The 12686-nt window shown below is 52.3% G+C and carries 12 protein-coding genes; 4 read left to right on the top strand and 8 right to left on the bottom strand.

Features of this window, described 5'->3' with window-relative positions; translation table 11 throughout:
• Window positions 1-8 precede the first annotated feature (8 nt).
• The 5 genes from phnE to ACJHXA_RS10580 form a co-directional block, all read right to left on the bottom strand.
• Entirely contained in the window at window positions 9-788 is a 780-nt protein-coding gene (phnE, locus tag ACJHXA_RS10600) for a phosphonate ABC transporter, permease protein PhnE (protein WP_103262021.1), read from the bottom strand.
• Window positions 789-912: 124 nt separating this feature from the next.
• Entirely contained in the window at window positions 913-1929 is a 1017-nt protein-coding gene (gene phnD / locus ACJHXA_RS10595; protein WP_000992002.1) for a phosphonate ABC transporter substrate-binding protein, read from the bottom strand.
• Window positions 1930-1953: 24 nt separating this feature from the next.
• Entirely contained in the window at window positions 1954-2742 is a 789-nt protein-coding gene (gene phnC, locus ACJHXA_RS10590; protein WP_001193391.1) for a phosphonate ABC transporter ATP-binding protein, read from the bottom strand.
• 132 nt (window positions 2743-2874) lie between these two features.
• Entirely contained in the window at window positions 2875-3318 is a 444-nt protein-coding gene (gene yjdN / locus ACJHXA_RS10585) for a VOC family metalloprotein YjdN (RefSeq protein WP_001131322.1), read from the bottom strand.
• Window positions 3319-3477: 159 nt separating this feature from the next.
• Window positions 3478-3813: a zinc ribbon domain-containing protein YjdM gene (locus ACJHXA_RS10580; protein WP_001300891.1), complete on the bottom strand. Its 336-nt coding sequence runs from the start codon at window positions 3811-3813 to the stop codon at window positions 3478-3480.
• Between the two features lie 401 nt (window positions 3814-4214).
• Here ACJHXA_RS10580 and crfC point away from each other — a divergent pair, with 401 nt between their 5' ends.
• The 4 genes from crfC to pmrR all read left to right on the top strand — a co-directional run bounded on the left by crfC (window position 4215) and on the right by pmrR (window position 9285).
• Window positions 4215-6443, top strand: a complete 2229-nt coding sequence (gene crfC / locus ACJHXA_RS10575; RefSeq protein WP_000288592.1) for a clamp-binding protein CrfC — start codon at window positions 4215-4217, stop codon at window positions 6441-6443.
• Window positions 6440-7318: a YjcZ-like family protein gene (locus tag ACJHXA_RS10570; RefSeq protein ID WP_000169183.1), complete on the top strand. Its 879-nt coding sequence runs from the start codon at window positions 6440-6442 to the stop codon at window positions 7316-7318. Before crfC ends, ACJHXA_RS10570 begins: the two co-directional genes overlap by 4 nt.
• A 263-nt stretch (window positions 7319-7581) precedes the next feature.
• Window positions 7582-9084, top strand: coding sequence for a glycine betaine/L-proline transporter ProP (proP, locus tag ACJHXA_RS10565; RefSeq protein ID WP_001296882.1), 1503 nt, complete (start codon window positions 7582-7584; stop codon window positions 9082-9084).
• A 111-nt stretch (window positions 9085-9195) separates the two neighbouring features.
• Window positions 9196-9285 carry an LpxT activity modulator PmrR gene (gene pmrR / locus ACJHXA_RS10560; RefSeq protein WP_000797656.1) on the top strand — a complete coding sequence of 30 codons (90 nt, stop codon included), beginning with the start codon at window positions 9196-9198 and terminating at the stop codon, window positions 9283-9285.
• On the opposite strand, the gene pmrB is transcribed toward pmrR, so the two are convergent.
• The 3 genes from pmrB to eptA are packed head-to-tail and all read right to left on the bottom strand — an operon-like array spanning window position 9261 to window position 12670.
• On the bottom strand, window positions 9261-10361 hold the full coding sequence (gene pmrB / locus ACJHXA_RS10555) for a two-component system sensor histidine kinase PmrB (RefSeq protein WP_001051093.1): 1101 nt from the start codon (window positions 10359-10361) through the stop codon (window positions 9261-9263). The two genes, pmrR and pmrB, sit on opposite strands and share 25 nt — an antisense overlap.
• Entirely contained in the window at window positions 10362-11030 is a 669-nt protein-coding gene (gene basR, locus ACJHXA_RS10550) for a two-component system response regulator BasR (protein ID WP_000697915.1), read from the bottom strand.
• On the bottom strand, window positions 11027-12670 hold the full coding sequence (gene eptA, locus ACJHXA_RS10545; protein WP_001298860.1) for a phosphoethanolamine transferase EptA: 1644 nt from the start codon (window positions 12668-12670) through the stop codon (window positions 11027-11029). The genes basR and eptA overlap by 4 nt, the downstream gene beginning before the upstream one ends.
• Window positions 12671-12686 lie beyond the last annotated feature (16 nt).

The following is a 12686-nucleotide window of genomic DNA, read 5'->3' as shown; positions in this document are numbered from 1 at the left end:
CTCGCTTATCAGATAAAGTGCTTACGCAACCGTTGAGAGAGGAAATCCAGCAGGCTGACCGTGACGATGATAAGCACCATCAGGGCGCAGGTTTGTTGGAACTGGAAACCGCGAATCGCTTCCCACAGGGTGACGCCGATCCCGCCTGCGCCGACCATGCCGACGACGGTCGCCGAGCGGACGTTGGATTCGAAGCGATAGAGGGAGTAGGAGATCAGCAGCGGCATCACCTGTGGCAGCACGCCGTAGAGGATCTCTTCGAGCTTTTTGGCACCGGTGGCGCGAATGCCTTCCACCGGGCCGGGTTCAATCGCTTCCACCGCCTCGGAAAGCAGCTTGGAGAGCACGCCGGTGGTGTGGATAAATAGCGCCAGCACGCCAGCGAACGGTCCGAGACCGACGGCGACCACGAACAGCATGGCGAAGACCATTTCGTTAATGGCGCGGCAGGCGTCCATCAGGCGGCGAACGGGCTGGTAAACCCACCACGGCACCAGGTTTTCGGCGCTCATCAGGCCGAAGGGGATGGAGAGAACCACTGCCAGCGCGGTGCCCCAGACGGCGATTTGCAGCGTGACGGCCATTTCGGTGAGGTAATCCTGCCACTGGCTGAAATCGGGCGGGAAGAAGTCGGCAGCGAAGGTTGCCATGTTGCCGCCGTCTTTAATCAGCGTAAGCGGGGCCATTTCCGCGCCCTGCCACGAGACGACCAGCACGGCGAGAACAACGGCCCAGCTCAGAAGCGAGAACCAGCTACGCTTGGGTGGGGCGATGGTGATGGTTTGCATGTTTGGCTCCGTTTAATGTTTTCTCCCTCTCCCTGTGGGAGAGGGCCGGGGTGAGGGCATCAGCGTGCGCATTCCCCCTCACCCTAACCCTCTCCCTCAAGGGAGAGGGGACCGATCGAGCACATTACTGCACCGCTTTACTCACCGAACTCATCGCGCTTAACGCGTTGTTCAGGCGGTCCAGGTCATCCAGCTGCGCCTGAATCTCGGTGGTTTTCGCCAGCTTGTCCTGCTCATTCAGTCCTTTATTGCTTTTTACGCCCTGCATCTCTTTAAACAGTGCGAGCTGGCGAATCGGCACCAGTTGCAGGTCGCTGGAAGCGCGGAACGGCGCCCAGCCCAGGCGTTCCAGCACCGCTTTTTCTTCCGGCGTTTTGCCGTAGTTCATAAAGAAGTCGTAGATCTTGTCTTTGGTGGTTTCGGAAAGGTTTTTACGCCAGACGATCGGATCGCCTGGGATCAGCGGCGACTTCCAGATCACTTTCAGTTCTTTCAACTTCTCCGGCGCGGAGGTTTTCAGCTTGTCGAGGTTTTCGGTGTTGTTAGTGGCAACATCCACCTGCTTGTTGGCGACGGCCAGCGCGTTGGTTTCATGCCCGGCGTTGACGGTGCGCTTGAAGTCGCTGGCGGAGATATTGTTTTTGGCGAAGACGTAGTAGCCGGGGACGAGGAAGCCAGAGGTGGAGTTAGGATCGCCATTGCCGAAGGTGAGATCTTTCCGCTTCGCCAGCAGATCGTTCAGGTTGTTGATCGGACTATCTTTGTTGACGATCAACACGCTCCAGTAACCCGGCGATCCGTCCGCCGCGACGGTCTGGGCGAAGACCTGGCCGTTGGCGCGATCCACCGCTTCCATTGCCGACAGGTTGCCGTACCAGGCGATATCCACTTTATTGAAGCGCATTCCCTGGATAATGCCTGCGTAGTCTGGGGCAAAGAAGGCGTTCACCTTCACGCCCAGCTTCTTCTCCATATCCTGTAAGAATGGCGTCCATTGCGGTTTCAGGTTTTGCTGTGATTCCGTTGAAATAATGCCGAAATTCAGCGCCTTTTCCTGCTCTTCGGCGTGTGCCGGGCTTAACAGGGTGCTGAGGCTGAACATGCTGGTGAAGGCCAGCGAGGCAATTATCTTAGCGTTCATTCGTTTTCCTCAATGATGGGGATGTCAGGCAGCTTTCGCGTTCTCTTCGATGCGATTAATGCTGCGGTAGAGATGGTCAAAACGTTCGTTATCAAACTGTTGGCTGCTGCCGTCGTAGAAAACGTGCCCCTGGCGCAGGGCGACGATGCGTTCGCAGTAGCGCAGGGCGTAATCCACCTGATGTAGCGTGACGACCACGGTGATGCCGTCGTTCTGGTTGATGTCGCGCAGGGTGTCCATCACGATGCGGGCGGATTCCGGGTCCAGCGAGGCGATGGGTTCATCGGCCAGAATCACCTTCGCCTGCTGCATCAGCGCGCGGGCAATCGCCACACGCTGCTGCTGTCCGCCGGAGAGGGTGGAAACGCGCTGATGGGCAAAATGCACCATGCCAACGCGGGTCAGCGCCTGTAACGCGCGCTGTTTCTGCTCGCCGGTGAACCAGCTAAAACAGGTGCGCCAGAACGGCGTGCTGCCGAGCGCGCCAATCAGCACGTTCTCCAGTACGCTCAGGCGGTTCACCAGGTTGAATTGTTGGAAGATGTAGCCGGTGTTGGCGCGGCTTTTGCGGATATCGCGCGCCAGACGGCCTTCGCGCTGGACTGTGCGGCCCAGCAGCTCGATATGGCTGCCGGCGGATTTATCGCCGGTAATCAAACCGCTTAAGTGACGTAAAAGGGTGGATTTGCCGGAACCCGACGGCCCAAGCAGAGCCACCATTTCACCGTGATGAATGTTCAGATCAACCGCATGCAGCGCCTGATGCTGATTGAAGGTTTTGGCGAGCTTCTCGACACGGATAATCGTTTGCATGATGCAGCCTCCCTAAAAAAGTGGCTCCATCGTGGCGGATTATTGTGACGATTTGGTTAATTAAAAGTGACTAACAGATGAAGAGTTAACGGGAATTCGATGACAGTGCGGGAGGGCGGGCCTCCCGGCGGATTATTGCGTTGGTTGTTGTTTGACGACATTAATCATCCACGGTACGCCAAATTTATCGGTGACTTTGCCAAAGCCATGCGCCCAGAAAGTTTCCTGCCAGGCCATTTCGATTTTTCCGTTAGCGGCAAGATTGTCAAACCAGCGTTTTCCTTCTTCGACCTGTTGCGAATCGAGCACCAGCGTAAAGCCGGAGTAGCTGGCTTTTCCTGACGGCATGGCATCGCTCATCATGATGTCGCTTCCGGCAATGCGCACGTTGGCATGAGCGATGGCGGTATCGGGAAATTGCATTCCGGAAGGGCAGTTCTCGGCGCTGTCCTGCGCTGATTTTGGCATTTCGCCGAAGCTGATTTTATAGAGCAGTTCAGCGCCCAACGTACGTTGATAATAAGCAATTGCGTCGGCACAGTTACCGGCAAAAGAGAGGTAGGGACTTAACGGCATGATGGTGACCTCAGTTAAGAGAAGCCAGTTAAGTGTAGTTCGAAATTTATACAGATGAGAGGGAAGCCTGATAAGACGCGGTCAGCGTCGCATCAGGCAGTCGGCATCGTTGCCGGATGCGGCGCGAGCGCCTTATCCGGCTTACCGATCACAATACAATCAGTTCTTTTTCACAAACTCAGATTTCAGTTTCATCGGACCAAAACCGTCGATTTTGCAATCGATGTTATGGTCGCCTTCAACCAGGCGGATGTTTTTCACTTTGGTGCCAATTTTCAGCATCGAAGAGCTACCTTTCACCTTCAGATCTTTAATGATGGTAACGCTGTCGCCGTCAGCCAGCAGATTGCCGTTAGCATCTTTAACGATCAGCTCGTCGCTTTCCTGTGCAGGTTCTGCGTCGTTCCATTCGTAGGCACATTCCGGGCAGATGTACATGCCGTTATCTTCGTAAGTGTATTCGGAGTTGCATTTTGGGCAGTGTGGTAATGACATGTGGATTTCCTCAAAAGTCAGCAGGGCAAAAGCGCCAAAAAACGGCAGATTGCCGAAAAAGGCCGCAATTATACACAAAATCCCTGAGTTTGTCGGGGGTACTGCTGATTTTAGACGACGATCGTTTTCATTTGAAAGGAAACGCAAAAAGAAAATAATCTTTTTGCCTCTATTTATTATTTAAGATAATGTTAATGCTCTACTTGTTCTTTTTTTTATTCACATGATATTTTTATCTTTCTGACGTTTTAAACGTATCAGAAGACGTTATTTATTCTGATAAAAAACAACACACTAAATATAAAATTATTTCTTGCAGTAATTATAAAAGCCGAAAACAGAACTCAAAAACAATCTGGCTAAATAAAAGTAACAAAATTTGCTTTAAGGAAGAATTTTCTATGTACACACAGACCCTGTATGAGTTAAGTCAGGAGGCTGAACGCCTGTTACAGCTTTCTCGCCAACAGTTGCAGTTACTGGAAAAAATGCCTCTCTCTGTACCCGGAGACGACGCGCCACAACTGGCTTTACCCTGGAGTCAGCCTAATATCGCCGAACGTCACGCGATGCTGAATAATGAGTTGCGTAAAATTTCCCGACTGGAAATGGTGCTGGCAATTGTCGGTACCATGAAAGCAGGGAAATCAACCACCATTAATGCCATTGTTGGTACGGAGGTTCTGCCTAATCGTAATCGCCCAATGACTGCGCTGCCGACGCTTATTCGCCATACGCCCGGGCAAAAGGAACCGGTACTGCATTTTTCACATGTCGCGCCAATCGATTGTTTAATTCAACAATTACAACAGCGCCTGCGTGATTGCGATATTAAGCATCTGACCGATGTGCTGGAAATAGATAAAGATATGCGTGCGCTTATGCAGCGGATCGAAAATGGCGTCGCTTTCGAAAAATATTATCTGGGTGCCCAGCCTATTTTTCATTGTCTGAAAAGTTTGAATGATTTAGTGCGACTGGCGAAGGCGCTGGACGTCGATTTTCCTTTTTCTGCTTACGCCGCCATTGAGCATATTCCCGTGATTGAAGTGGAGTTTGTCCATCTGGCGGGGCTGGAGAGTTATCCCGGTCAGTTGACGTTACTGGATACCCCCGGGCCAAATGAAGCCGGGCAACCGCATCTGCAAAAAATGCTTAACCAGCAGCTGGCACGCGCCTCGGCGGTACTGGCGGTGCTGGATTATACGCAACTGAAATCGATCTCCGATGAAGAGGTCCGTGAGGCGATTTTGGCGGTGGGGCAATCGGTGCCGCTGTATGTGCTGGTCAATAAGTTCGATCAACAGGATCGTAACAGTGACGACGCCGACCAGGTGCGGGCACTGATTTCCGGGACGCTGATGAAAGGCTGTATTACGCCACAGCAGATATTTCCGGTGTCGTCGATGTGGGGCTACCTGGCGAATCGAGCGCGCCATGAGTTAGCCAACAACGGTAAGTTACCAGCGCCAGAGCAACAACGCTGGGTGGAAGATTTTGCCCATGCTGCGCTCGGCAGGCGCTGGCGTCATGACGATCTGGCGGACCTCGAACATATTCGTCATGCTGCCGATCAGTTGTGGGAAGATTCGCTGTTCGCCCAGCCAATTCAGGCGTTGCTTCATGCCGCTTACGCTAACGCCTCGTTGTATGCTCTGCGATCTGCTGCGCATAAACTGTTGAATTACGCGCAGCAGGCGCGGGGATACCTGGATTTTCGTGCGCACGGGTTAAACGTCGCTTGTGAACAATTGCGGCAAAATATCCATCAGGTCGAAGAAAGTTTGCAGCTATTGCAACTCAATCAGGCGCAGGTGAGCGGCGAGGTTAAACATGAAATCGAGCTGGCCCTGACCTCCGCCAACCACTTTCTGCGTCAACAGCAAGATGCGCTGAATGCGCAGTTAGCCGCCTTGTTTCAGGATGATTCGGAGCCGTTAAGCGAGATTCGTACCTGCTGTGAGACACTGTTACAGACGGCGCAGAACACCATCAGTCGCGACTTTACGCTGCGTTTTGCCGAGCTTGAATCCACCCTTTGCCGGGTGTTAACCGATGTTATTCGGCCCATTGAGCAACAAGTCAAAATGGAATTGAGCGAGTCAGGGTTTCGTCCTGGGTTTCATTTTCCTGTTTTTCACGGCGTAGTTCCCCACTTCAACACTCGCCAGCTGTTCAGTGAAGTCATTTCGCGCCAGGATGCAACGGACGAGCAGAGCACGCGTTTAGGCGTTGTGCGTGAGACTTTTTCGCGCTGGTTGAATCAGCCCGACTGGGGACGGGGAAATGAGAAATCCCCGACAGAAACGGTTGATTACAGTGTGTTGCAACGAGCTTTAAGCGCAGAAGTCGATCTTTATTGCCAACAAATGGCTAAAGTTCTGGCAGAGCAGGTCGATGAATCTGTTACGGCAGGCATGAATACTTTTTTCGCTGAGTTCGCTTCATGTTTGACGGAATTACAGACGCGTTTACGCGAAAGTCTGGCTCTGCGTCAACAAAATGAATCGGTGGTCAGGCTGATGCAGCAGCAATTGCAGCAGACTGTGATGACTCACGGCTGGATTTACACCGACGCCCAGCTGTTACGCGATGATATTCAAACACTTTTCACGGCAGAACGATATTGACCAAGACGTTACTTGACGGCCCCGGTCGCGTGCTGGAGTCGGTTTATCCCCGCTTTTTAGTGGATCTGGCGCAGGGCGATGATGCCCGCCTTCCACAAGCCCATCAGCAGCAGTTTCGTGAACGACTGATGCAGGAACTTCTTGCGCGCGTGCAGCTTCAGACATGGACGAACGGCGGCATGTTAAATGCGCCGCTTAGCCTGCGACTGACAATGGTGGAAAAACTGGCGTCGATGCTGGATCCCGGTCATCTGGCGCTGACGCAGATCGCGCAGCATCTGGCGCTGCTGCAAAAAATGGATCACCGCCAGCACTCTGCTTTCCCGGAGCTCCCCCAGCAAATTGCCGCCTTGTATGAGTGGTTTTCAGCCCGTTGCCGCTGGAAGGAAAAGGCGTTAACGCAACGAGGCCTACTGGTGCAGGCAGGTGATCAGAGCGAGCAAATTTTTACCCGCTGGCGTGCTGGGGCGTATAACGCCTGGTCGTTGCCTGGGCGCTGTTTTATCGTTCTCGAAGAGTTGCGTTGGGGGGCATTTGGCGATGCCTGTCGTCTGGGAAGCCCGCAAGCGGTGGCGTTGTTGCTGGGTGATTTGCGCGTGAAAGCGACACAACATCTGGCAGAGAGTATCAATGCGGCCCCGACCACGCGTCACTATTACCATCAGTGGTTTGCCTCTTCGACCGTTCCGACGGGCGGGGATCATGCTGATTTTTTAAGTTGGCTGGGAAAGTGGACCACGGCAGATAAACAACCCGTTTGCTGGTCAGTGACCCAACGCTGGCAAACTGTCGCGCTGGGGATGCCACGACTCTGTTCAGCGCAGCGTCTGGCGGGGGCAATGGTCGAGGAAATCTTCTCTGTAAATTTGGCGTAAATAATCAGTTACATCAATGAGTCCTAAACGAAATCCATGTGTGAAGTTGATCACAAATTTAAACACTGGTAGGGTAAAAAGGTCATTAACTGCCCAATTCAGGCGTCAACTGGTTTGATTGTACATTCCTTAACCGGAGGGTGTAAGCAAACCCGCTACGCTTGTTACAGAGATTGCATCCTGCAATTCCCGCTCCCCTTTTGCGGCCGTCGCGCTGATTTTTCTGGCGTTTGCGGAAATGGGCCAACTCTGCGAGGAAAGCTATGCTGAAAAGGAAAAAAGTAAAACCGATTACCCTTCGTGATGTCACCATTATTGATGACGGTAAACTGCGTAAAGCCATTACCGCAGCATCACTGGGTAATGCAATGGAATGGTTTGATTTTGGTGTTTATGGTTTTGTTGCTTACGCATTAGGTAAAGTTTTTTTCCCGGGGGCTGACCCCAGCGTGCAGATGGTTGCTGCACTTGCCACGTTCTCCGTTCCCTTTCTGATTCGACCGCTTGGCGGGCTCTTCTTTGGTATGTTGGGCGATAAATATGGTCGCCAGAAGATCCTCGCTATCACTATTGTGATTATGTCGATCAGTACGTTCTGTATTGGCTTAATACCGTCCTACGACACGATTGGTATTTGGGCACCGATTCTGCTGTTGATCTGTAAGATGGCACAAGGTTTCTCGGTCGGCGGTGAATATACCGGGGCGTCGATATTTGTTGCGGAATACTCACCTGACCGTAAACGTGGCTTTATGGGCAGCTGGCTGGACTTCGGTTCTATTGCCGGGTTTGTGCTGGGTGCTGGCGTAGTGGTGTTAATTTCGACCATTGTCGGCGAAGCGAACTTCCTCGACTGGGGCTGGCGTATTCCGTTCTTTATTGCTCTGCCGTTAGGGATTATCGGGCTTTACCTGCGCCATGCGCTGGAAGAAACTCCGGCGTTCCAGCAGCATGTCGATAAACTGGAACAGGGCGACCGCGAAGGTTTGCAGGATGGCCCGAAAGTCTCGTTTAAAGAGATTGCCACCAAACACTGGCGCAGCCTGTTGACATGTATTGGTCTGGTAATTGCCACCAACGTGACTTACTACATGTTGCTGACCTATATGCCGAGTTATTTGTCGCATAACCTGCATTACTCCGAAGACCACGGGGTGCTGATTATTATCGCCATTATGATCGGTATGCTGTTTGTCCAGCCGGTGATGGGCTTGCTGAGTGACCGTTTTGGCCGTCGTCCGTTTGTGCTACTTGGTAGTGTTGCCCTGTTTGTGTTGGCGATCCCGGCGTTTATTCTGATTAACAGTAACGTCATCGGCCTGATTTTTGCCGGGTTACTGATGCTGGCGGTGATCCTTAACTGCTTTACGGGCGTTATGGCTTCTACCTTGCCAGCGATGTTCCCGACGCATATCCGTTACAGCGCGCTGGCGGCGGCATTTAATATTTCGGTGCTGGTTGCCGGTCTGACGCCAACACTGGCGGCCTGGCTGGTCGAAAGCTCGCAGAATCTGATGATGCCTGCCTATTACCTGATGGTAGTGGCGGTGATTGGTTTAATCACCGGCGTAACCATGAAAGAGACGGCAAATCGTCCGTTGAAAGGTGCGACACCGGCGGCGTCAGATATACAGGAAGCGAAGGAAATTCTCGTCGAGCATTACGATAATATCGAGCAGAAAATCGATAATATTGACCACGAGATTGCCGATTTGCAGGCGAAACGTACCCGCCTGGTGCAGCAACATCCGCGAATTGATGAATAAGCTGAAACGGATGGCCTGATGTGACGCTGTCTTATCAGGCCAATTGAACTCTTAAGGTTCACTTAATCTCTGACGCGCATACTCTCCTCCAGGTTAACGGAGGAGAGTGCAATGAAAAACCGTGTTTATGAAAGTTTAACTACCGTGTTCAGCGTGCTGGTGGTCAGCAGCTTTCTTTATATCTGGTTTGCCACGTTCTGATCTTTCTTCAGCCGTACCCAGGCCCGCGTGCCGGAAGTCTCTTGCCGGTTTTGCAGGAAAAACTGCCCGTGATGCAACTGTGTAATGCGGCTGACAATACTTAACCCCAGACCAATCCCGCCATAACGGCTGTCCATACGTACAAACGCTTTACTCAACTCCCCGCATTTACTCTCATCAATACCTGGTCCTTCATCTTCAACTGCCATGACCGCTCCGCCATCTTCTTGCAGCTTAATCATAATGTTGCTGCCTTGCGGGCTGTAACGATGGGCGTTTTCTACCAGGTTTCGCAATAACATCCGCAGCAGGGTTGCATCACCCTGAACGGTGATGTCGGCGGCGCTCTCTGGCAATAGCAGGGTTTGCTGTCGCTGGTCGAGCATGGTACTGAGTTCGTCATACGAGGGGAGAATGACATCTTCCAGCAGTTTTACATGTTGATAATTACCGGAAGAAAATGACTGTCCGGCACGCGCCAGTTGCAGCAGCTGGGAGACGCTCTCCATCATCTGATCAAGCCGTGCCACTAACGGTGCTACATCAATGTGATGCGTTTTCGCCAGCAGTTCCAGATGCAAACGCACCCCCGCCAGTGGCGTTCGCAGTTCGTGCGCGACGTCAGCGGTAAACAACCTTTCGTTATCCAGCGTGCTGGTCAGGCGACTGACCAGATCGTTCAACGCCGAAACCACCGCTTCGATTTCGAGGGTGGCGCTGTGAATGGCAATGGGCGTTAAGTTGTCGGCGGTGCGCGCTTCCAGCTCTTTTTGCAGCTCCGCCAGCGGGCGGGTGATGCGGCGTACCGCCTGATAGCAGATAAATAGCGTCAGGCTGACCATAAAGACGCCGGGGACAATCAGGCTGGCGACCGCCTCGCGGATCTCACGCATGATGTGGCGATCGTTGTTGCGATTGTCGCGTAGCGCCTGCTCAAACAGCTGAATCTGCTCGGTACTTTCATGCCATAGCCAGAAGACGCTGATCAGCTCAAACACCAACAAAATGGCCCCGATGGTCAATATCAGCCGTTGGCGCAGCGATATTGGTCGGCGCAGAAAATGCATCAGATTCAATTAGTTTTCCTCATTCGCGACCAGCATATAGCCAAAGCCGCGCACGGTGCGGATACGGGCTTTGCCCACTTTGTCGCGCAGATTGTGGATATGCACTTCCAGGGTGTTGGTCGAGGGTTCATTGTCCCAGTTATAGATGTCGTTGTAGAGAATTTCCCGATGCACCGGACTGCCTGCTTTGAGCATTAACCGTGACAGCAGAGCATATTCTTTGGGCGTCAGAATCAACTCTTCACCGCCCATCCATACCTGACGGCGACCCATATTCAGCGTCAGATTGCCAACAATCAGCTCACTTTCGCCCTGATTATTATGGCGTCGTAGCAGGGCGCGGATACGGGCGTGTAACTCTTCCAGCGCAAAAGGCTTCACCAGATAGTCATCGGCACCGACATCCAGCCCGGCGATTTTGTCGGTCAGCGTATCGCGAGCGGTGAGGATCAGTACCGGCAGGGTATATTTTTTCTGCCGGATACGGGCGAGAAAATGCAGTCCATCTTCGTCGGGTAACCCTAAATCCAGTACCACCAGGCTGTAATGACCGGCCTCAAGGCTTTGTTCCGCCATCCGCGCGGTTGTCACGCCATCGCACGCGTAGCCTTCAGTTTGCGCCGCCAGAATCAATCCCTGCAATAACAGCGTATCGTCTTCAACAATCAGAATTTTCATTCACTCACTCTCCTGCAAGTTTGCAGAATATCATCCGCAGCCTGGTAATACTTCGTCTCAACGCCAGTTAATCCCAATAGCGTGGAGAATAAATTGTCTTGTGAATAGTGTTGCGTTTGCGCCTGTTTTTGCAGGCAGTTCTGGTCAACCTGATACCGTTTTTGATAATCCTCCGACAGCCACAGCAGCATCGGCACCTGTTTTTGGCTATCCGGGGCGATGGCATAAGGCAGACCGTGCAGATAGATGCCATTTTCACCTAACGATTCACCGTGGTCAGAAAGATAAACCAGGCTGGTGGTAAATTTATCCTGATGTTCTTTCAGCAGATTAATCGCTTTATCAACAATATAGTCGACGTAAACCAGCGTGTTGTCGTAAGTGTTCACCAGTTGCTCTTTGCTACAGGTCTGGATCTCATTGGTGTCGCAGGTTGGGGTAAATTTCCTGAACTGCGGCGGATAGCGGTTGTAATAGGTCGGACCGTGGCTGCCGATGGTGTGTAAGACAATCACGCCATCACCCTGCAGGTTATTGATGTACTCTTCCAGCCCGTGGAACAGTACTTCGTCATAGCATTCGCCGTTGATGCACTGACCAGGCAGATTCAGCGCGGTGACGTTCTGGTGAGGCACGCGGTCGCAGGCACCTTTACAGCCGCCATCGTTGTCATTCCACAGCACGTTGATGCCCGCTCGCTGAATGATATCCAGCACGCCTTCCTGGTGCTGTGCCAGCTCTTCTTTGTAATGCTCACGCGGCATATCCGAGAACATGCACGGTACTGAAACTGCCGTTGCCGTGCCGCAAGATGCGGTATTAGGGAAATAGACCACGTTATCTTTCGCCAGCCGCGGGTTAGTTTCACGCGGGTAGCCGTTGAGGGAGAAGTTCTCCGCCCGCGAGGTTTCGCCGACAATCAGGATGGTCAAATTTTTACGTTTTTCGTTCTGCATTAACGGGTTGCGGTGGGCGTCTTCACCAATTCGCACCAGCGGTAGATTTGCCAGTCGCTGATGGGAGTACCATGACCAGCTGGCAACAATGCTGTTAGAGGGGCTTAAGGATTTCACCAGCTCTTTGTTATTGCGGAACAACGAGGCGTAGTCTTTATAAAACAGTGCGGCGACCAGCAAAATCAGTAGTACAGAAACCAGAATATTGGCTCCACGGAAAAGAACACTGCGCAGACGCGAGGTGGCAGGTTTGATTTTTATCCAGCAGGCAATCAGCGCAGCAAGCACGCCGCTGAATCCCAGCGTTAATAACATTTGCGGTGTCATCAGCGCATAACTTTCTGCCGGAGTGGTATCAATAATATTGGCAATCATCGAGCGGTCGATGACGATGCCGTAAGTCATTATGAAATATTGTGCAGCCGCGCCAACCAGAATAAACAGGCAGGCCAGTGGTCGATTAAGCCATAAGAAAGAGCTTAGTGTCAGGACAATATTAATCACGCTGAAAGCGACGACCGGCATCGACAAGAAAACCAGTACGTTATGCAGCGAATCCAGCGGCAGCGCCTGCAACACCTGTTTAAAAAAGGCAATATTCAGGCAGATAGAGATATAAAAAGCGGCCAACAATAGCCAGGCGAGTAAATTCAAAGAGGGTCTTTTTAGTAGGCGCTTCAACATCACGGTGTTTCCATCG

It is taken from the genome of Escherichia sp. WS33 (genome assembly GCF_046486385.1).
Lineage (GTDB): Bacteria > Pseudomonadota > Gammaproteobacteria > Enterobacterales > Enterobacteriaceae > ECMA0423.
This window is presented reverse-complemented; position numbering and strand designations above follow the sequence as displayed.